We start from the raw sequence: 18,904 nt of genomic DNA, 5'->3' as shown, positions 1-18,904 counted from the left end.
AGGTCGCACCGGGCGTCAATCCACCCCCTCCCCGTCGTCCTGATGCAAATCAGGACCATGCATCAGGCGACGGTGCACCGAAGATCCCGACGGGCGTCAGGATGACGGGTCGGGAGGTTGTGGGTTCTTACGCAGCCTCGCTCTGCCGGTCGTAGGCCACGTCCCCACCCAGCACCGTCAGGTCGCACCGGGCGTCGATCCAGGCCTCCGGCTCGGTGGCGAAGAGGTCGGTGTCGAACACCGCCACGTCGCCGAGCATGCCGACCTGCAGCGTGCCCTTGATGCCTTCCTCGAAGGAGCCGTAGGCGCCGTTCACCGTATAGGCGCCGATCGCCTCTTCCACCGTGATGCGCTCCTCCGGGCCGATGACCGTGCCCCTGGAGGTCTTGCGGGTGACCATGTTGTAGATCCCGCGGAACGGGTTGGTCTGCGACACCGGGCCGTCCGAGCTGCCCGAGGGGTGCAGCCCGGCATCGATCCAGCTGCGCATCGGATAGCTCGCCGCCGGCCGCTCCGGGCCGAGCGCGTCGAGATACAGGTCGCCGAACTCGTACAGGAAGATCGACTGGGGTGCGGGCAGCACGCCGGCCTTGGCCATGCGGGCGATCTGGTCCTTCGACAGGAAGCCGCAATGCTCGATCCGGTGGCGGCGGTCGGACTGGACCTGGTTGCCGATCGCCTTCTCGTAGCCGCTCAGCACCTGCTCGATCGCCGCGTCGCCGATGGCGTGGGTGGCGATCTGGAAGCCGCGGGCGTGGTAGTCGGCGATGTAGCCGTGAATCTCCTCGTCGCCGTAGATGAAGATCCCGAAATTCTCGGAATCGTCGGCATACGGCGAGGACATGGCCGCGGTCTTGCCGCCGGCCGAACCGTCGGCGAACAGCTTCATCGGGCCCGTGCGGACCCACTCGTCGCCGTCGCCGGTCATGAAGTCCATGTCCAGGACGCGGTCCGGCCAGCCGGTCGCCCCCGCCAGCGGCATCAGATACATGCGCTGGGGCAGGCGGCCCTGGCGGCGGGCGAAGAGATAGGCCTGCCAGTCGCGGTAGCCCTCGCGCAGGCCAACCCCCGGATCGGTGCAGGAGGTGAAGCCGTAGGACAGGTTGAGCTTCGCGCCGGCCTCGATGCCGTCGACGAAATCGTCCATGCCGGCTTTCGGAAAGGCCCGGTACATGAGCTGCTGGGCGGTCTCCTGCATCAGGCCGGTCAGCTTGCCGTTCTGCGCCTCCACATGGCCGCCGGCCGGCTGGGCGATGCCCTCGCGGACCTGAGCCAGTTCCAGCGCCTTGGAGTTCGCCACCCCCATATGGCCGCAGGTGCGCTTGATGTAGACCGGGTTGTCCGGCGCCACCATGTCCAGCTCTTCGCGCAGGGGATGACGCTTCTCGGCCAGATTGAAGTGGTCGTAGCCGCGGCCCATGATCCACTCACCCGGGGCCAGGGTGTCGGCCCGCGCCTTGATCGCGGCCAGGATGTCGCCGATGGACGTGATGTCCTCGCCCTTGAGGTTCACCTCCAGGGTGCCCATGCCGACGGCCATCATGTGCTGGTGGGCGTCGTTCAGGCCCGGCACCGCCAGCCGGCCCGCGAGGTCGATCTTCCTGGTGTCCGGACCGATCAGATCGGCGATCTCCGACGCCTTGCCGGTGGCGAGCACCCTGCCCTGCCAGATCGCCACCGCCTCGGCGAAACCGAGACCGGGGCCAAGAAAGACCTTTCCGCCCGTCAGGACGGTATCAGCGGCCACCCGCGCCATGCATGCATCTCCTAGAGTGGGGTGTCTAAATCATGGTTTGAAAGAGTCGGCCCCGTCGCTTGGACGGGGCCGGTGCCGGAACTGGCGTCTTGTGGTCAGGCGTCGTAGCCCGGGCTGTAGCGGTCCATCATGCGGCGCATGGCCGGCCAGGCGCGCTCGCCGAACGGCTTGCTGCCGTCGCCCCAGAACTGGTCGGCGGTGTGCTGGCAGACCTCGTCGGACGGGATGATCAGCTCCTTGCCGGTCTGGGCGGCGAGCTGGGCGACGCAGGCATGCTCCAGGTTCTGCAGGATCTCGAACGCCTCGCCGATGGTGCGTCCGCAGGCCAGCAGGCCGTGGTTGCGCAGGATCATGGCGTAGCGGTTGCCGAGATCGGCCTGCAGCCGCTCGCGCTCGTCCAGGTCGAGCGCGATGCCTTCATAGGTGTGGTAGGCGAGATGGTCGCCGTAGAACATCATCGCGTTCTGGGTGATCGGCAGCAGCCCTTCCTTCTGGGCCGAGACCGCCATGCCGGCGCGGGTATGGGTATGGGCGACGCACATCACCTCCGGACGCGCCATATGGACGGCGGAGTGGATGGTGAAACCGGCCTCGTTCACCTCGAAGGGCGAGTCCATGACGATCTGACCCTCGGTGTCGATCTTCACGAGCGACGACGCGGTCACCTCCTCGAACATCAGCCCGTAGGGGTTCAGCAGGAAGTGATGCTCCGGCCCCGGGAGGCGGGCGGACAGGTGGGTGTAGATCGAATCGGTCCAGCGATAGAACGCCACGAGGCGGTAGAGACAGGCGAGATCGACACGGATCTGCCACTCCTCCTCGCTCACCTGCTCGCGCACTGACGGGATTTCTGCCTCATAGGCAAGGGCCATGGCGGCCTCCTCGGCTGAGGGACGGGAATGTAGGGTTAGCGCCGAGATTGGCGGGTGCCGCGGGGGCGGTCAATCCATCAAAGTTTTGACCATTGCCCCTCGCCCCCGCGAGGCGCCAGTCTTGCGGTTTCCTTGACAGGAACCGCAAAATATTGATGATTCAGGACGAATCCATGCTCCCCAGTGGCGAGAGGCCGATCCGCATGGCGCAGCGCCGCCCGCTCCTTCTCCTGGCCATCGCGACCGCCCTGCTCTCCGGCTGCTCATCGGTCGGCAGCATCGGCGACAGTCTCGGCGGCAGCACCCCCGACAACCGCCTCGCGCCCGCCCCGGCGCCGATCTACGCCGCGGGGGATACGTTCGTGTTCACCGAGAACGGCCAGCCAACCCGCGAGCAGGTGGTCTCCGTCGCCCCCGACCGGGTGGTCTGGACGAATGACGACGGGCTGATCTGGACCAAGGACACCGCGCTCGTCACCCCACAGCTGCGCTGGTCATCCCATCCGGAACTCGGCCGCGGGCAGCAGACCATCATAGGCTCGCCGGAACAGCTCTTCCCGCTGCAGGAAGGCAACGTGATCGCCTACTCCGTGCGCGGCTCGGCCGAGAACGCGCCGGCCGGCTGGCAGGAGGAGCATCGCTGCGTGGTCTCGGGCCAGGAGGACGTGCAGGTCCCCGCCGGCACCTATACGACCTTCCGCATCGACTGCCAGCGCAAGGACTTCCTGGACAGCTACTTCTACTCGCCGGTGGTGCAGAACTACGTGCTGCGCGTCCGCGATTTCGGGACCGGCCAGTCCCGCAAGGAACTGCTGTCGGTGACCCTCGCCAACGACCGCACTCGCGAGCTGCCGGCCACCGTCGCCGCCACGCCGAACCCGGTGGAAGGCCCGACCGTGCAGCAGCCGGTCACCCCGCCGGTCGCCGTCATGGGCCCGGCCCCGACGCCGGTCATGCCGCAGAACAGCATGTCGGGTCCGGCGATCGGCACCGAGGCCGAGCGGGCCGACGCCCTGATCTCCCGTCTGGAGGATGTGGTCGCGCGGCTGGAGAAGGTCGCCGGGCTCGATGCCGGCCGCGCCGCAGCCCCGGCCGCCGCAGCCGCCGGTTCGACCGCGCCCCGGACTGCGGCCGCCTCGGGCGGTGGCGGATCGTCAGGCCCCTGGGCGGTGCATCTCGCCTCCTACCGCTCGGCGCGTTCGGCCCAGGACGGCTGGAAGCTGCTGCAGCGCCGGTTCCCGGATCTGGGCGACAAGAAGATGGTCACCAGCGAGTTCGATCCGGGCAACGGCCGCGGCACCTATGTGCGGCTGATGGCCCAGGGCTTCCCGAACCGCGACGCGGCGGTCCAGTTCTGCGCCCCGCTGAAGGCCAAGGGCCAGTTCTGCGACGCCCGCGGCCCGCTGCCCTGATCGGAGTCAGACGATCGGGACGTAGTCGTATTCGCCGACGCCCTGCATGATCAGGAAGTTGACCGAGGTATCGCCGGCGTTGGTCACCAGGTGCGGGCGGCCGGCGACCACCTCATAGCTCTTGCCGGGGGCGAGCTCGACCGACTCCTTCGGGTTCATCAGGTAGATGCGCAGGGTGCCTTTCAGCACGTAGAAGGTGTCGCCCACGTTGGTATGGGTGTGCCAGGGCACTTTCTGGGTCGGCGACAGTTGGATTTCCTGGATACGGAAGCCGGGCCGCTCCAGATGCCGGGCCCGATATTCTGCCTCGTAGAGATGATCGGCGTCCTTGACCGCTTCCATGGCGGGCCTCCCTTTGGGTTTGTCGGGTTTCCCCTACCCTACAGTCCCGCGTGCCCGCATCCACCCCCGGATCAGCGACAGCAGCACGAAGCCGGCGCAGATGCAGGCCATGTAGACCATGAGCCCGGTCGGGACCCACGCCTCGATCGCCCAGCCGGAGAGCGGCGGGCCGAACAGGTTGGCGAGCTCGAAGGTCATCACGAAGGCGGCATTGGCGGCCACCAGCTCTCCACCGCGATAGCGCTCGCCCAGCATGGTGACGCCGACCGTGTAGAGGCCGAAGCTGCATCCGCCCCAGAAGAACAGGATTGGATACGCCGCGAGCGAATCCGCCCGCAGCAGCCAGGCCACCAGCCCCGGACAGGCGATGCAGATCGTGCCCAGCACCAGCAGCAGGCCACGCCGGTTCACCCGGTCAGCCAGCCAGCCGAGCGGAATCTGCAGCGCCACATTGCCGGCGAACACCGCCGTCAGCAGGGTCACCGCCGTCGCCGACGGCATGCCGATGCGGATGCCGTAGATTGGCAGGAAGGTGAAGAAGGCGGCGTCGATCAGACCGACGGTGAGGACGGCGGCGAAGATCGTCGGCGCCTCGCGGGCCAGGCGGATCACGCTGCCCTTGGTCTCCAGCGCCAGCGGCGGGGCCAGCTTGCGGATCAGCGCCAGGGGAAGTGCCGTCAGGGCGGTGATCGCCGCGATGGTCACGAAGGGTGCGGGCCCCTGGGTCCCGATCAGGGTCAGGATGATCGGTCCGAGCGCGAAGCCGGAGGCGATCGAGGTGATGTAGATCGACATCACCAGCCCGCGACGCCGCTCGCTGACGATGGCGTTCATCCAGGTCTCGCTGACCACCCAGTGGATCGAGACCCCGGCGCCGATCAGGAAACGCAGCACCATCCAGGCCCAGATGTTGTCGATGAAGGCCATGGCCAGGGCCGACAAGGCCGTCAGCAGCAGGCCGGCGACCATGGCCGGGCTGGCACCGAAGCGGCGCACGAACACGGTCGCATAGGGCGCGATCATCAGCACGCCCAGCGAGGTCATGGCGGAGTTGATGCCGATCATGACCGTATCGACCTGACGCGCCTCGAGAGTCACCGCGATCAGCGGCACGAAGCCGCCGACCGCCAGGCCGATCGCCATGGAGGACGCGTAATGGGCCAGCAGGCTGCGGGTCACCTGGGCCGGCGACAGGTCGCCGCCCCCGCCGGCCGCCGCGGTGGTCAAGACACGCTCACGGGTAGGTGCAGCGCTCGGCCGCCACCTGCGCGAAGCCGCGCGCGCCGGGCTTCACCAGGAAGTGGTGCTCGATCCCGTCATGAAGAATGGACTGCTGGAGCGGCAGGGTGCCGGCCACCTCGGTGCGCTGGCCGTCGATCCGCGTGAAGGTCAGGGTCACCGGCTTCTGCGGGTCGTACCAGTTCTGCGGCAGGCCCGCATCGGTCACTTCCGACTCGCCGCTGCCGGTCACCGCGACCGCGTCGTTGGCGAAGGTGACCGAGGTATTGGCGCCGTTATACAGCGGGGTGCGGACCAGGAAGCGTTTGGTCTCCACCTCCTCGCAGTCGCGCTTCTCCTCCGCCGACTTGATGAAGAACGCCAGACGCTGGGGATCCACCCCGGCCTGCAGCCGTTCGGTGACCAGGTCGAGCAGCTCGCGCCGGGCCCCGGTCGGCACATCGGCGTTGTAGCGCTTCTCCCATTCATCCAGCGCCAGCTTTGCCCGCTCGACCTCGACCCGCAGGTTGGCGGCCTCCTGCTCGCTGGAGGCACGGGCCTGTTCGAATTCCAGAAGCTGTTCCTGATGCATGCGCCGCATGCTCTCGATGTCCTCCGCGCCGAATTCGTAGGACACCATGGCCGCCGCCAGAACGACGCCGATATAGATGACGAAGCGGATGACGCCGCCCCACACCCGACGCCGGTAGCGCCGCTCGCTGTCGTAAAGGCTCATATGCTGTTTCCTCGCCGAGGGAAGACCGAGTTGTCACTTCCCCGCCCGCGCCGGTGTTCTAGCCGGTCAGGCCGCCCGGGTGAAGGGGCAGGGATAGCGGGCGCGATCCTGCTTTCCCAATGGGGCGGCCGTGTGTCACCTTCCGCCCCATGTCGACCATGCCAAAGCCGCCCACCGCGGTGCCCGATCGCGCACCCGCCGCCACGCCCCCTGCCGCCGACGTGTCGGAGAACGCGGTCCGGGGAATCGGGCTGCTGATCACCGCCGAGCTGCTGTTCGCCACCATGGACACGCTGGCCAAGTATCTCGGCCAGCAGATGCCGGTGCCGATGGTCGCCTGGGGCCGCTACGCTTTTCATCTCGGCTTCATGCTGATGTTCTTCCCGGGCAGGCGCCTGCTGCCGCTGCTGCGGGTGCGCCAGGTCAAGCTGACCCTGCTGCGGGGCGTGCTGCTGCTGACGGCGACGATGAGTTTCTTCACCGCCATCCGCTACATTCCGCTGGCCGATGCGGTGGCGATCGGCTTCGTCGCGCCGCTCTTCGTCGTCGCCCTGTCGATCCCGATGCTGGGCGAGACTGTGGGACCGCGGCGCTGGGCGGCGGTGCTGATCGGGCTGGTCGGCGTCATCGTGATCGTGCGCCCCGGCTTCGGCGACGTGCACTGGGCCTATGGGCTGATGATCTTCATGGCGTTCATCTTTGCCGTCTTCGTGATCGTCACCCGGATGCTGACCCGCACCGAGGAGACCCTGTCCATCCTGTTCTACGCCGCCCTGATGGGGACGGTGGGCACCTCGCTGCTGCTCCCGTTCTTCTGGCAGACCCCGACCTGGGAACAGCTCGGCTGGATGGCGGCCATGGGGGCGATCGGCGGGGTCTCGCAGTGGCTGATGATCAACGCCTACAAGGTGGCGACGGCGTCCACCCTGGCGCCGTTCCAGTACGTGCAGATCACCTTCGCGGCGTTCTGGGGCTACATGGTGTTCGGCGACATCCCGGACATCTGGGTGATCGTCGGCGGCACCATCGTCATCGCCAGCGGCCTCTACGTCATCCACCGCGAGGCGACCCTGGCGAAGAAAGGGTAAGGATTAGTCTCTCCTCACCATGTCTTCCCGGCCTCGCGCCGGGACCGAGGATGGGAGCCGCTGCGACGCCGTTTCTTAACTCCCACCGCTCCATCGCGCGGCCCTCTCGGTCCCGGCGAAGGGCCGGGAAGATCAAAAAAGTTTCTGAATTGGAGCGGAGAACCGGTCCAACCTTCCCATAGCTCCAGCATGAGAGCCTGGGTCTACATCCTCGCGAGCCGGCGGAACGGGACGTTGTATGTCGGTCAGACCACCGACCTCGCGCGCCGTATCTACCAGCACCGCGAAAAGCTTCTCGGCGGTTTCACTGCAACGTACAACGTCACAAAACTGGTCTATTTTGAAGAGCTTGAGTGTTTGGAACATGCCCTCATCCGCGAACGCCGTCTGAAGCGCTGGCGGCGCGACTGGAAGCTGGACCTGATCGAGCGGGACAATCCCGACTGGCGGGATCTCTCCTACGACATCATCGGGCCGCCGTCAGGGTTGGGCGAACCTCGGTAAGAGCGGATTTCGCGTCTTCCCGGCCTTGCGCCGGGATCTAGGAATAGAGCCGCTGCGGCGCCTGCAATTCCCGTTCAAAGCTCCATCGCGCGGCCGTCTCGGTCCCGGCGCAAGGCCGGGAAGACGGATTAGTTGAGGAGGCTCCTACGCCGTCGCCTTCTTCCCACCCACGGTGAACACCGTCAGCAGCGACACCACCATGAAACCGGCGATCACGTAGAACACCAGGGCCGGCTCGCCGCGGTCCAGCAGGAAGCCGAACATCAGCGGGGCGACGATGCCGCCCAGGCTGAAGCCCGTCGACACGAAGCCGAACACCTTGCCCATCGAGCCGGCCGGCGTGACCGAGCGCACGATCATGTCACGGCTCGGCATGATGATGCCGTGGGTCAGGCCCTGCAGCGCCATCAGCGTCACCAACGCCCAGATCGGCAGCGCCACCGTGCCGACGATCATCACCGCCACCGCCGTCGCCAGGAAGCAGCAGGCCGCCACCCGGTTGTGGTTGGTCGTACGGTCGGCGATCACCCCGCCCAGCAGGATGCCGAGCGACGAGCCCACCAGATAGAAGGTCAGCCCGAGATTGGCCGAATCCACCGGCGTGCCATGCACCCGGTTCAGGGCGGAGACCAGGAAGTTGTTGATGCCACCGGAACTCAGCGCCAGCAGCAGGAAGAACATCAGGCACATCAGGATCGCCGGGTTCAGCATGATCGACCCGCCGGCACCCGCGCCCTTGTCGTCGCCGCCCTTCTTCTTGCGCTTGTCGGAGCCCGGCGCATGCTTCAGCGAGCGGCCGAACACCACCAGCGCCAATGCGGCCACCATGCCGGCGGCGCCGCAGGCGGTCACCCCGGCCTGCCAGCCGAATTCCTGGGCCAGCCAGACGATGGTCATCGGCACCGCCGCGAAACCGGCGAAACCGGTGAAGGTGTGCAGCGAGAAGCCCCGCCCCATCCGCTTCTCCGACACCGAGGCCGACAGGATCGCATAGTCGGCCGGGTGGTAGACCCCGTTCGCCGCCCCGGCCAGCACCATGCAGGCCAGCATCGCCCAGTAATTCCCGGTAAGGCCGATCAGCACGAAGGCGAGCCCGTGCGCCGCCAACCCGCCGATCAGGATCCACTTCGCCCCGACCCTGTCCACAAGATAGCCGAACGGGATCTGGCTCACCCCGGTCGCCGCGTTCGCCACCGTCAGGATCAGCCCAAGCTGCACATAGCTTACCCCGAACGCGTCCTTCAGGATCGGGAACAGGGGTGCCAGCAGCAGGATGTAGAAGTGGCTGAAGAAATGGGCGGTGCCGATCAGCGAGATGACCTTCATGTCATCGCGGAACGATCCGGCGTCCTCGGCGGTCGGCGTAGCGGCGGTCATGGGGGCGGTCGGCGAATAGTTGGCTGGGCAACGAAAGTGCGCCCCTCCCCGGCGCGGGTCAAGGGGCCGGGGTTTGCGGACCGGGTCACTCGCCCGGCAAGGCCCTTGCCCCGTTTCCCCGCCAACGGTAGGGGAAAGCGATGAACCGGACCGTCGTCGTGCTGGGCTTCGCCGTGCTGCTTTCCGTCGCCATTCTGTGGGCCGGCGGCATCGGACTGGTATCCTACCGCCAGTGGCACGACACCCATGTCCGCATCGAGCGCAAGCGCGACGCCGGCAAGCAGGAATGCACCAAGACCTATGTCGAAGAGGACGCCAAGATCCGCTGCATGCACCTGTTCGACACCCAGTACGTCATGGAGATCAACATCGCCAAGGTGACCCGGGTGCTCATCGCCGCCGGACCGTTGCTGGGGCTGCTGATCGTGCTCCTCGTCGCCGGGCGCTCGGCCAAGGCGCGGGCCGGGGCACAGGCCCTGCGCGATCGCTCCGCCGCCCGCCGCCGTGCCGACCGCACACCCACCCAGCATGAGACCGACCTGACATGAGCCGACCCCGCGCCGACGAGCCGCCCCGCGCCTGGCAGCGCATGCTGAGCGGACGCCGCCTGGACCTGCTGGACCCGTCGCCCTTCGACGTGGAGATTGAGGACATCGCCCACGGCCTGTCCCGGGTAGCCCGCTGGAACGGCCAGACCTCGGGCGCCTGGGCCTATTCGGTGGCCCAGCATTCCGTCCTGGTCGAGCGGATCGCGACGGGCATCGACGGCACCCTGTCGCGCAAGTGGCGGCTGGCCGCCCTGCTGCATGACGGGCCGGAATACGTGATCGGCGACATGATCACCCCGTTCAAGGCGATCATCGGCCCGGACTACAAGGCGGTCGACAAGCGTCTGTCGGCGGCGATCCATATCCGCTTCGGCCTGCCGGCGGAGCTTCCCGCGTCGGTCGAGAAACTGATCAAGCGGGCGGACCGGATCGCGGCCTATTTCGAGGCGACCCAGATCGCCGGCTTCGATCCAGCCGAGGCGCGAAAGATTTTCGGCGCGCCGCGGGTCAAGCAGCCGGTCGCCATCGATCCGGTTGGCCCGGAAGATGCAAAGACGCTTTACTTGAAAAGGTTTCGCATGTTGGCCGGAGTTCCGGCCTCCAACAATGGTGCGGTGCATGGTAATTAAGGCAACCACAAAGAATTTCGGCCAAGGTTGAAGCCACCGCAGCCGATCCTAGAACAGGATCAGGATCCGATGACGCAGACGAAGCATTCGGCCACCAAGGATGGAGAAGCCGCCGGCCACCTGAACACACGCTACTGGCCGGCGACCTTCGAGGAACGGGGCGTCGTCGTCCCCTTCACCACCCCGATGCTGGCCTTCGCCCGGGCCCGGTCCGACGGCAATAACGGGCTGGAAGTCATCGTGCCGGGCCTGTCCGGCAGCAGCGGCGTCTACATCATTGGCTGGTCGGGGGTGCGCGACGTCTTCCGCATGAGCGTGCACGACCGCGCCTTCCACGACATGATCGAGACCAGGAAGGCCTCCACCCCTCGCGAGATGCGGCGCTGCGCCCATGAGATCGCCATGACCGGCCTGTCCGGGCCGGATGCCATCGACGCGGCCGAGCGGGCCGTCGAGCAGGAAGAGAACGAGCGGCTGCTCACCAACTACTACCTGGTCAACTCGGTGGTGAAGAGCTTGGCCAAGGCGGACGTTCAGCTCTCCGTCGCCGAGCTGTCCTCGGCCGCCGGCCAGAAGAAGGTGCGCGGGATCATGGCCGGCATCGCCAACGACCTGCGGGTCTCCTCCGAGCAGCTCTATGCCGATATCGAGAAATGGTCGGACATGATCGCGCCGGTGGGCGTCGCCTCGATGCCTCACGAATGCCGGCTGCGGCGCCTGATGACCCGGCTGAAGGCGTTCCGGATGAACATCACCGCCTGGGGCAGGAACTCCAACGCCGACCCGGATGGGCTGGCCTTCCTGGTGGCCGATGTCGCGCTGCTGACCCTCGATGTGGGACGCGACGTGCTGGGCGAGATCGACGACCACGCCAACGACCTGAAGACGGCTCTGGCGAAATGGAGTACCGTTGGCCCCGAAATCGCCGACGGGATGAACCGGATCTCCTGGCTGCTGGACGGCTGGGACCACGTGATCGGTTTGTGGGAAGAGGTCCTCGACGGCGCGCTGCACGAGCAGAAGGATGCGCTGGAGGAAATCGTGCGCATGCTGCCCCTGGTGCCGACCAAGGAGCTCGATGCCCAGAATGGCAAGGCCTGGGGCGAACTTGAGAGTGCCATGCGCAAGTTCGTGAAGCCGTTGCAGAACTGGCAGTCCGGCGAGACCGACATCGAATTGCAGCTTCGGATCGAACGGCGGCGGGCCGAAGCCTTGAGCGAAGCCAGCTGACGGCCGGTGAGAGAGAGAGCGACATGAGCGATACCTCCCTCGACAAGATGGCGAACAAGGTCTTCGAGATCCCGGAGGTCGAGTTCGACAAGCTGGTCACCGCCCTGGAACTGCGACGGCTGCGGCCGTCCCAGCAGGCCGCCTCCATCGCCATGTTGACCCAGATCCGTCCGCGGCTGCGACTGACCCGGCCGGACCGGCGCTTCACCCCGATGCGTCTGTTCTGCCGGCCTTTCGAGGACCTGCTGTACAATCCGAACACCCCGCGCAAGGCGCTCGGCCGGATCCCGCGCAGCGCCCTGAAGCCGATCTGGGCCGAGGCGGAGGCTATGTTGGGCGAGGCCGGGCTGGCCCCGGTCATGACCTCGCTGAAGGATCTCGACCCGAGCGACGACGAGGCGGTGGACGCAGCCGGTCGGCCGTTCTGGGCGGCCTGCCACACCGCGCTGAAGGGCCTGTCGGACGCCAGCTCGAAGGAGAAGGGCGGACGCGCCAAGCTGCAGGAGAAGCTCGGCGGCCCCGAGGTGCTGGCCTCGCTCGACGACATCGTCACCGCCCTCGCCGTCGCCGATCCGCTGACCGAGATGCGGCGCACGCTGCCGCCGCCGCCGATCGCCGACATCAACAACGCCGACCTCAAGGTGATCATCGCCTGCCTGACCCGCACGGCGTCGATCAACCGCGACGGCCTGCCGATCCTCGTGCTGTCCCTGATGGCCCGGCTGCAGTCGCCCGCCATGCTGCCCGGGCTGATCGAACGGCTGGTGGAACAGGGGGCCGGTGCGCTGATCCAGGCCATGGGGAACCAGGTCGGCGAGGCGGTGGCCAGCCAGCAGGAAGACCGGATCATCGACATCCGCACCGAGGCCGAGCAAAAGAAGGAAGACCCTGTGGCCGTCGCCCGGGCTCTGGGCAACGAGCTGAAGAACCTGCAGCGTGAGGCAGCGGCGGCCGATGGCGGCGGACGCGGCGTCGCCCGGCAGATCGAACGGGTGAAGGCCGAACTCGGCCGGCTGGCCCGCGAGACCGTGGTGTCGGGTGCGGCGCCGAAGACGGTGGCGGCGATCGAGGCGCTGGACAACCCATCGAACGGCGAGACCAGCAACCGCGAGCGGTTCCGGGCCATCGAGAACCAGATCGTCTCCCTGCGCCTGTGCAAGCAATACGCCGGCGATGTCGGCCTGGAGGGCGAGATCGCCACCGCCATGAAGCAGATCGGCGAGAAGCTGGACAGCCGTTCCAAGGATCTGCTGAAGCGCCTGGAGGCGAATGACGCGACGGTGTCGACCGTGGACCTGTTCTGCACGGTGCGTCTTGTCGAGTTGACCGAAGGTTCCGACAAGGCGGACAAGCTCCGCGAGAAGGGAATGGCGGCACTCCAGGGTCAATGAGCCGTCTTGCCGCCGTCCGGCCACGGGCATAAATTGGCCGCTCACACTCCAGTGCTCCGCCGTGTCCGGGTTTCCTTGGGAGGGCCCTGCCAATACTCGGCCGCACCAAGATCAAAAGGACCCCAGATCATGGCGACCCCCAAATATGTGTTCATGGACGACAAGATCGTCCCCTGGGACCAGGGCACGGTTCACGTCGACACCGCGGCGTTCAAGTTCGGCTCGGCCGTCTTCGAGGGGGTGCGCGGCTACTGGAATGCCGACGAGCAGGAGATGTACCTGTTCCGCATGGCCGAGCACATGCAGCGCCTGGTCTTCTCCCAGCGCTTCATGCGCTATGACGAGATCATCACACCGGAATACGTGACCGAGAAGACGATCGAGCTGATCCGCGCCAACGGCATCCAAGGCGAGAACGTCCACATCATGACCACGACCTATGTCGCCGGCCATGGCGGGCAGAACGTCACCGGACCGATCAAGCTGGCCATCACCGCCCAGGAGCGGCCGCGCACGGCGAAGATCACCGAAGGCATCTCGGCCCAGGTCAGTTCCTGGATGCGGGTGCCGGACAACGCCATGCCGATGCGCGCCAAAGTCAACGCCAACTACCAGAACGGCCGCCTCGCCACCCTGCAGGCCAATGCCGACAACTACGACACCGCCATCCTGCTGAACAGCCGCGGCAAGGTCGCCGAGGGCCCGGGCATGTGCTTCTTCATGGTCCGCGACGGTGTGCCGATCACCCCGCACACTTCCAGCGACATCCTGGAGAGCATCACCCGCAGCACGGTGCTGCAGCTCCTGGAGGAGATGGGCACCCCGGCGGTCGAGCGCGATGTCGACCGCTCCGAGCTGGTCGCCGCCGACGAGGCGTTCTTCTGCGGCACCGCCTGGGAGGTCACCCCGATCACCTCCATCGACAAGCTCCCGGTCGGCACCGGCAAGGTCGGTCCGCTGACCAAGAAGCTGCAGGACCGCTATTTCGACGTCTGCCACGGCAAGACCGGCGCCCATCCGGAGTGGCGCGCCCCGGTCTATGGTGCCGCCAAGGCCAACGCGGCCGAGTAACAGCCGGCGACCGTCCGAGCACACAGGCGCGGCACCTCCGGGTGTCGCGCTTTTATTTTCCGCCTGCCCTCTTCTCCAGCCTGGAGGATCCCGTGACCCTGTCCGACATGACCGTCCGCATGCTCGGCCCGGCCCGGCTGCACTCGACGGCCGCTCAGGCCGCCGACGGCCGGCCGCCGGTGCTGCTGGTGCACGGCGCCTATCACGGGGCCTGGTGCTGGGAGGTCTGGATCGACCGGCTTTCCGCCGAGGGCTGGGCCGTCCATGCCCTGGACATGCGCGGCCATGGCGGGCTGGAGCCGGACGACTCCTTCCGCACCGCAGGAGTTGAGGAGATGACGGCCGACGTGGTCGCGGCGATCGACGCCATCGGCACCCCGCCCCTCGTGGTCGGCCATTCCATGGGCGGGCTGATCGTGGTGCTGGCCGCCCTGCAGCGACCGGTCGCCGGCCTGCTGCTGGCCTGCCCCTCGCCGCCGGGCAACCTGCCGGGGGCTGCCAAGGTACCCCTGGTCGATGAGGATGCCCTGTGCCCGGCTCTGAACGCCGCCCAGGCGGGAGAGCGCTACGCCCCGCATCTGGCTCCCGACGAGTTGGAGGCCATGGCCGCCCGCCTGAGCGCGGAGAGCCCGCGGCTTCTGAACCAGCGCTACGACCTGCGCATCCCGGTCGACCCGTCCGCCCTGCCGGCGGGACTGCCGATCCTGGTGGTGGAGGGCGGTCGCGACGACCCGGCCCGCCACCCGCCGGGCCAGGACGAGGCCATCGCCCGGTTCTACGGCGGCGACCACCTGCGGCTCCCCGACGCTCCGCACAACCTGATGCTGGGACCGGGGTGGCAGGGGTGGTTCACTGCGATCTGGAACCGCGTTACGGATATGCTGTAGACAGACAGCCGATCCAGCGCAGCATACGGCCCCGTGGCGGAACTGGTAGACGCACGCGACTTAAAATCGCGAGCCTTCGGGCGTGAGGGTTCGAGTCCCTCCGGGGCCACCATTCTCGGCAATCTCGGTCTTTGAACCAGACGACCGGCCAACTGCACCTGCCGCGACATTTGGGAAGCGGCATTTCTGCATGGCGACCAGCCCCGGTCTGAGGGACGCGCAACGCTAAAGTGACCGAGGCGCCATTCCGGGCACGGTCCGGGCTCCCCAGATAGAGCGAACCACCAGTGGCGGCTCGTCTGGCGGTCCCTGTCCTGAGCCGTTGAAAGTCTTTCCAATGTCCTCCGTCTGGGTCGAACTCCTCGTCGGCATCCTGCTGTTCGGCGGCGGGATCCTTGCGCTTGTGTTCGCACACCGGTTCGTCGCGAAGGCGACGCGCTCCGACGACGACTACATGGTACCGGCCCTGGCCGGCACCCTGATCACCAGTCTCCTGGCCTGCGGCTTCGCCTTCATGATCGAGGCGGCGCTGTCCGCCCACATGCTCCGCGAGATCGCGATCGCCACACCTATCGGACTGGCCCTCTTCATCGTGGCCAGGGTGCTGTGGCGGCGCCATGAGGCCCGGGCCCGGCGCACCCCGCCCGCCCAGGCGATGCCGCTCTAAGGCCAACCGCCCCAAGGCCGGGCCACCGTCCGCGAAAGTCGCCGGTTCTTTCGCGATCCCCCGCCCCATCCAGACATAAACCGGCAGGTATCCTTCGATGGACATTCTGTTCGCCCAGGTGATGGGCGAGCCGCTGTGGATGTGGCTTGCCTTCCTGACCTTCGTCCTCGCGCTGCTGGCCTTCGACCTGGGTGTCCTGCACCGCAGGAGCCACGAGATCGGGATCGCCGAGAGCCTGAAGCTCTCCGCCTTCTATATCGGCCTGGGCGTCGCCTTCTCCGGCTGGGTCTGGCACCGGCTCGGCTCCGACGCCGCGCTGGACTACCTGACCGGCTTCGTGGTCGAGCAGAGCCTGGCGATGGACAACATCTTCGTCATCGCCATGATCTTCGGTTTCTTCGGCATTCCGCGGATCCATCAGCACCGGGTGCTGTTCTGGGGCATCCTCGGCGTCATCGTGCTGCGTGGGATCATGATCGTCGCCGGTGCTGCGGCGGTCACCCAGTTCGACTGGGTGCTGTATCTGTTCGCAGGCTTCCTGGTGATCACCGGGGTGAAGATGCTGTTCGCCTCGGAGATCACCTACGACATCGCCCACAACCCGGTGCTGATCTTCCTGCGCCGGCACCTCCGGGTGACCCAGCGGCTCCACGGCGACCGCTTCTTCGTGCGCCACACCGACCACCGCACGGGCAACGAGGTGCTGTTCGTCACCCCGCTGTTCCTCACCCTGGTCATGGTCGAGCTCGCCGACGTGGTCTTCGCGGTGGATTCGATCCCGGCGATCTTCGCGATCACCACGGAGCCCTACGTGGTCTACACCTCGAACATCTTCGCGATTCTGGGGCTGCGGTCACTGTTCTTCGCCCTGTCGGCGATGATCCACCGCTTCGCCTATCTGCGATACGCCCTGGCGCTGATCCTGGTGTTCATCGGCGCCAAGATCTTCGTCGCCGACATGCTGGGCCTCGCCAAAGTGCCGCCGATGATCTCGCTGTCGGTCACCCTCGGCCTGCTCGCGGGCGGGATCGCGGTCTCCTTGTGGAGGACGGCGCGGGAGGCCAGGAACACGGCCGGTGTTCCCGCGATGCCGGGCCCGGCCCGCGCCCGGCCGGAAGCCGCGGAGGAGTGACGGCGGCGCCTACGCCTCTCCCGTCTCCTCCAGGGCGCGGCGCAGGCGGCGGATGATCGCCGCCCGGCCGCGCTCGTCGGCGGCGGCATCGACCCGCTCCGAGACGTCGAGCAGCAGCTTGGACAGGTCGTTGTGCCAGTCCAGCCGGGCGACCTTCTCCGGCGGCAGCCGAAGGGGCCTTCCGCCCTCGGCCACAAGGGTGCCGACGCCGTTCAGATCGTAGAGATCGTCCAGATGGGGGGCGGCGATCCGGGCGTCGGGATGCCGGGCCTCAAGCCGTGCCTGCAGGGCTGCGAGGCCGGTCTCCTCGCCATGGGTCAGGAAGATGGTGCCCGCGACCGGCCCGCGCCCCTCGATCCAGGCGACCAGCTCGCTCGCGTCGGCATGACCGGAATACAGGTCGAACAGCGAGATCCGCGCCTTGACGTCGATCTCCTCGCCCTGGACGCGTACCCGCTGCGCCCCGTCGAGCAGGATGCGGCCGAGGGTACCCTGGGCCTGGAAGCCGGCCAGCATGACCGTGGCATTGCGCCGCCAGAGGTTCGCCTTCAGGTGATGGCGGATCCGCCCGGCCTCGCACATGCCGCTGGCGGCGATCACCACGAAGAAGCCGGTGAAGCGGTTGATCGCCTTGCTCTGCTCCACCGTCTCGGTGAAGCGCACGCGCCGGGCGTTCAGGGCGGCGCGCAGGATGTCCCCCTGCTCGATCTCGTCGGCATGGCGCTCGAAGATCTCGCTGGCGCGGGTCGCCAGCGGCGAGTCCACGAAGATCGGCGCCGAGGGTACCTCCCCCGACTGCATCAGCAGGTGAAGGTCGACCAGCAGCTCCTGGGTCCGCTCCACGGCGAAGGACGGGATGATCAGCGGGCCGCTCGCCTCGGCCGCCTTGCGGACCTCCTCGGCGAGCAGGGCGCGGCGTTGATCGGTCGAGATCGTCGGCCGCTCCCGGTCGCCATAGGTCGACTCGCAGATCAGGTAATCGACCTCGGTCGGCCCCTGGGGATCGGGGTGCAGCAGCTTGAAGCCGGGGCCGATATCGCCGGAGAACAGGAGCCGGAGCGGCCGGTCCGCGGTCCGCGCCACCTCCAGTTCGACCGAGGCCGAGCCCAGCAGATGCCCGGCGTTCCAGAACCGCGCCCGGATGCCGGCAGCGACCGGCGCCCAGTCCCCGTAATCGGCCGGGCGGAACAGGGTCATGCAGTCGACGGCGTCCTTCGGGGTGTAGATCGGCGTGACCGGATCCCGCCCACGCTGGGCGTTGCGGTGGTTGAGCCGGTCGACCTCGACCTCCTGGATGTGGGCGGAGTCCGGCAACATGACCGAGCACAGGTCCACCGTCGCCCGGGTGGCGTGGATCGATCCGGAAAAGCCCTGCCTGACCAGCTTCGGCAGCAGACCGCTGTGATCGATATGGGCATGGGTCAGGACGACCGCGTCGATCGCCGCAGGATCGAACGGGAAGTCCCCATAGTTCAGCTCCCGCTCCGATTTCGAGCCCTGGAACAGCCCGCAATCCACCAGGATGCGGGCTCCCCCCGCCTCGATCTCGTAGCAGGAGCCGGTGACGCAGTGGGCCGCGCCGTGAAACCTAAGCTGCACCTAGATCCACCCGCCCGTCAGGACCCGCCCGGTGCCGTCGTGGGTGCTGATGCATACGGGAGATAGAGCCAGTTGCCGATCACCCCGCCGGCGACCGCGCCCAGCAGGGCGCCGACACCGCCGTGGAACACCAGGTCGGCGGCGATCGCCCCGACCAGCGCGCCGCCGGCAATCGCGGCCAGCTGGTCGGTGGTCAGGACATAGGGCGTGTCGAGCTGCTTCTCGACCTGCTCGATGACCTTCTGGGCCGCCGGACCGGCGTCGGAACCGGCCTGCTGGGCCGCGGCCGGCAGGCTGACGAACAGCAGTGCTGCTGCCGCGAAAAGCACGATGCGAAGAGACATGACCATGACGGATCCTCCGATTACCCCAAACCTTCGCAAGTCTAGCAGGTCCCGCGCCCGGCGAATTGATGTGTGTCAAAGCCGCGTCCCGGTCGATCCGG

19 protein-coding genes and 1 tRNA gene are annotated in these 18,904 nt (G+C 67.4%); 12 read left to right on the top strand and 8 right to left on the bottom strand.

Going from position 1 to position 18,904, the window contains the following annotated elements:
- Positions 1–127 precede the first annotated feature (127 nt).
- A complete protein-coding gene (locus ACOQOP_RS02170) occupies positions 128–1,756 on the bottom strand; it encodes an amidohydrolase (protein WP_420564675.1) in 1,629 nt (542 codons plus the stop codon).
- A 95-nt stretch (positions 1,757–1,851) separates the two neighbouring features.
- Positions 1,852–2,628 carry a class II aldolase/adducin family protein gene (locus ACOQOP_RS02165; protein ID WP_420564674.1) on the bottom strand — a complete coding sequence of 259 codons (777 nt, stop codon included), beginning with the start codon at positions 2,626–2,628 and terminating at the stop codon, positions 1,852–1,854.
- A 173-nt stretch (positions 2,629–2,801) separates the two neighbouring features.
- Here ACOQOP_RS02165 and ACOQOP_RS02160 point away from each other — a divergent pair, with 173 nt between their 5' ends.
- Positions 2,802–4,040 (top strand): SPOR domain-containing protein, encoded by a 1,239-nt coding sequence (locus tag ACOQOP_RS02160; protein WP_420564673.1) that lies wholly within the window; start codon positions 2,802–2,804, stop codon positions 4,038–4,040.
- Positions 4,041–4,046: 6 nt separating this feature from the next.
- Here the strand turns inward: ACOQOP_RS02160 and ACOQOP_RS02155 are convergent, their stop codons facing one another.
- From ACOQOP_RS02155 to ACOQOP_RS02145, 3 genes are read right to left on the bottom strand one after another with little or no spacing between them, the layout of a single operon-like run.
- A complete protein-coding gene (locus tag ACOQOP_RS02155) occupies positions 4,047–4,382 on the bottom strand; it encodes a cupin domain-containing protein (protein ID WP_420564672.1) in 336 nt (111 codons plus the stop codon).
- 33 nt (positions 4,383–4,415) lie between these two features.
- Positions 4,416–5,609, bottom strand: coding sequence for an MFS transporter (locus tag ACOQOP_RS02150; RefSeq protein ID WP_420564671.1), 1,194 nt, complete (start codon positions 5,607–5,609; stop codon positions 4,416–4,418).
- A gap of 7 nt (positions 5,610–5,616) precedes the next feature.
- Positions 5,617–6,336 (bottom strand): hypothetical protein, encoded by a 720-nt coding sequence (locus ACOQOP_RS02145; protein ID WP_420564670.1) that lies wholly within the window; start codon positions 6,334–6,336, stop codon positions 5,617–5,619.
- A gap of 158 nt (positions 6,337–6,494) precedes the next feature.
- On the opposite strand from ACOQOP_RS02145, the gene ACOQOP_RS02140 reads away from it, so the two are divergent.
- Both ACOQOP_RS02140 and ACOQOP_RS02135 read left to right on the top strand, forming a co-directional pair.
- Positions 6,495–7,424 (top strand): DMT family transporter, encoded by a 930-nt coding sequence (locus tag ACOQOP_RS02140; RefSeq protein WP_420564669.1) that lies wholly within the window; start codon positions 6,495–6,497, stop codon positions 7,422–7,424.
- A gap of 189 nt (positions 7,425–7,613) precedes the next feature.
- A complete protein-coding gene (locus ACOQOP_RS02135) occupies positions 7,614–7,928 on the top strand; it encodes a GIY-YIG nuclease family protein (RefSeq protein WP_420564668.1) in 315 nt (104 codons plus the stop codon).
- Between the two features lie 144 nt (positions 7,929–8,072).
- Here the strand turns inward: ACOQOP_RS02135 and ACOQOP_RS02130 are convergent, their stop codons facing one another.
- Positions 8,073–9,305, bottom strand: a complete 1,233-nt coding sequence (locus ACOQOP_RS02130) for an MFS transporter (protein WP_420564667.1) — start codon at positions 9,303–9,305, stop codon at positions 8,073–8,075.
- Between the two features lie 140 nt (positions 9,306–9,445).
- Between ACOQOP_RS02130 and ACOQOP_RS02125 the strand changes: the two genes are divergently transcribed.
- The 9 genes from ACOQOP_RS02125 to ACOQOP_RS02085 all read left to right on the top strand — a co-directional run bounded on the left by ACOQOP_RS02125 (position 9,446) and on the right by ACOQOP_RS02085 (position 16,860).
- Positions 9,446–9,853, top strand: a complete 408-nt coding sequence (locus ACOQOP_RS02125; RefSeq protein WP_420564666.1) for a hypothetical protein — start codon at positions 9,446–9,448, stop codon at positions 9,851–9,853.
- Positions 9,850–10,482 (top strand): hydrolase, encoded by a 633-nt coding sequence (locus ACOQOP_RS02120; protein WP_420564665.1) that lies wholly within the window; start codon positions 9,850–9,852, stop codon positions 10,480–10,482. Before ACOQOP_RS02125 ends, ACOQOP_RS02120 begins: the two co-directional genes overlap by 4 nt.
- Before the next feature lie 69 nt (positions 10,483–10,551).
- Positions 10,552–11,712, top strand: coding sequence for a hypothetical protein (locus ACOQOP_RS02115; protein ID WP_420564664.1), 1,161 nt, complete (start codon positions 10,552–10,554; stop codon positions 11,710–11,712).
- A gap of 23 nt (positions 11,713–11,735) precedes the next feature.
- Positions 11,736–13,103 carry a hypothetical protein gene (locus ACOQOP_RS02110; protein WP_420564663.1) on the top strand — a complete coding sequence of 456 codons (1,368 nt, stop codon included), beginning with the start codon at positions 11,736–11,738 and terminating at the stop codon, positions 13,101–13,103.
- Between the two features lie 129 nt (positions 13,104–13,232).
- Positions 13,233–14,174 carry a branched-chain amino acid transaminase gene (locus tag ACOQOP_RS02105; RefSeq protein WP_420564662.1) on the top strand — a complete coding sequence of 314 codons (942 nt, stop codon included), beginning with the start codon at positions 13,233–13,235 and terminating at the stop codon, positions 14,172–14,174.
- 92 nt (positions 14,175–14,266) lie between these two features.
- On the top strand, positions 14,267–15,061 hold the full coding sequence (locus tag ACOQOP_RS02100; RefSeq protein ID WP_420564661.1) for an alpha/beta hydrolase: 795 nt from the start codon (positions 14,267–14,269) through the stop codon (positions 15,059–15,061).
- Positions 15,062–15,088: 27 nt separating this feature from the next.
- Positions 15,089–15,173: transfer RNA gene (locus ACOQOP_RS02095), tRNA-Leu, on the top strand.
- Positions 15,174–15,398: 225 nt separating this feature from the next.
- Positions 15,399–15,728: a hypothetical protein gene (locus ACOQOP_RS02090; protein ID WP_420564660.1), complete on the top strand. Its 330-nt coding sequence runs from the start codon at positions 15,399–15,401 to the stop codon at positions 15,726–15,728.
- A gap of 97 nt (positions 15,729–15,825) precedes the next feature.
- Positions 15,826–16,860 (top strand): TerC family protein, encoded by a 1,035-nt coding sequence (locus ACOQOP_RS02085; RefSeq protein WP_420564659.1) that lies wholly within the window; start codon positions 15,826–15,828, stop codon positions 16,858–16,860.
- A gap of 9 nt (positions 16,861–16,869) precedes the next feature.
- On the opposite strand, the gene ACOQOP_RS02080 is transcribed toward ACOQOP_RS02085, so the two are convergent.
- Entirely contained in the window at positions 16,870–18,459 is a 1,590-nt protein-coding gene (locus ACOQOP_RS02080) for an MBL fold metallo-hydrolase (RefSeq protein WP_420564658.1), read from the bottom strand.
- A 17-nt stretch (positions 18,460–18,476) separates the two neighbouring features.
- Entirely contained in the window at positions 18,477–18,809 is a 333-nt protein-coding gene (locus ACOQOP_RS02075; RefSeq protein ID WP_420564657.1) for a hypothetical protein, read from the bottom strand.
- Positions 18,810–18,904: the final 95 nt, after the last annotated feature.

It is taken from the genome of Thalassobaculum sp., assembly GCF_965223715.1.
GTDB lineage: Bacteria > Pseudomonadota > Alphaproteobacteria > Thalassobaculales > Thalassobaculaceae > Thalassobaculum.
Note: the sequence above shows the minus strand (reverse complement) of the source record. Positions and strands in the feature narration are given on the sequence as shown.

Excerpts from the sequence above, each read along its gene's own strand:
- ACOQOP_RS02170 (WP_420564675.1), bottom strand. The coding sequence starts at position 1,756 with ATGGCGCGGGTGGCCGCTGATACCGTCCTGACGGGCGGAAAGGTCTTT.
- ACOQOP_RS02165 (WP_420564674.1), bottom strand. The coding sequence starts at position 2,628 with ATGGCCCTTGCCTATGAGGCAGAAATCCCGTCAGTGCGCGAGCAGGTG.
- ACOQOP_RS02160 (WP_420564673.1), top strand. The coding sequence starts at position 2,802 with ATGCTCCCCAGTGGCGAGAGGCCGATCCGCATGGCGCAGCGCCGCCCG.
- ACOQOP_RS02155 (WP_420564672.1), bottom strand. The coding sequence starts at position 4,382 with ATGGAAGCGGTCAAGGACGCCGATCATCTCTACGAGGCAGAATATCGG.
- ACOQOP_RS02145 (WP_420564670.1), bottom strand. The coding sequence starts at position 6,336 with ATGAGCCTTTACGACAGCGAGCGGCGCTACCGGCGTCGGGTGTGGGGC.
- ACOQOP_RS02140 (WP_420564669.1), top strand. The coding sequence starts at position 6,495 with ATGCCAAAGCCGCCCACCGCGGTGCCCGATCGCGCACCCGCCGCCACG.
- ACOQOP_RS02135 (WP_420564668.1), top strand. The coding sequence starts at position 7,614 with ATGAGAGCCTGGGTCTACATCCTCGCGAGCCGGCGGAACGGGACGTTG.
- ACOQOP_RS02130 (WP_420564667.1), bottom strand. The coding sequence starts at position 9,305 with ATGACCGCCGCTACGCCGACCGCCGAGGACGCCGGATCGTTCCGCGAT.
- ACOQOP_RS02125 (WP_420564666.1), top strand. The coding sequence starts at position 9,446 with ATGAACCGGACCGTCGTCGTGCTGGGCTTCGCCGTGCTGCTTTCCGTC.
- ACOQOP_RS02120 (WP_420564665.1), top strand. The coding sequence starts at position 9,850 with ATGAGCCGACCCCGCGCCGACGAGCCGCCCCGCGCCTGGCAGCGCATG.
- ACOQOP_RS02115 (WP_420564664.1), top strand. The coding sequence starts at position 10,552 with ATGACGCAGACGAAGCATTCGGCCACCAAGGATGGAGAAGCCGCCGGC.
- ACOQOP_RS02110 (WP_420564663.1), top strand. The coding sequence starts at position 11,736 with ATGAGCGATACCTCCCTCGACAAGATGGCGAACAAGGTCTTCGAGATC.
- ACOQOP_RS02105 (WP_420564662.1), top strand. The coding sequence starts at position 13,233 with ATGGCGACCCCCAAATATGTGTTCATGGACGACAAGATCGTCCCCTGG.
- ACOQOP_RS02090 (WP_420564660.1), top strand. The coding sequence starts at position 15,399 with ATGTCCTCCGTCTGGGTCGAACTCCTCGTCGGCATCCTGCTGTTCGGC.
- ACOQOP_RS02085 (WP_420564659.1), top strand. The coding sequence starts at position 15,826 with ATGGACATTCTGTTCGCCCAGGTGATGGGCGAGCCGCTGTGGATGTGG.
- ACOQOP_RS02075 (WP_420564657.1), bottom strand. The coding sequence starts at position 18,809 with ATGGTCATGTCTCTTCGCATCGTGCTTTTCGCGGCAGCAGCACTGCTG.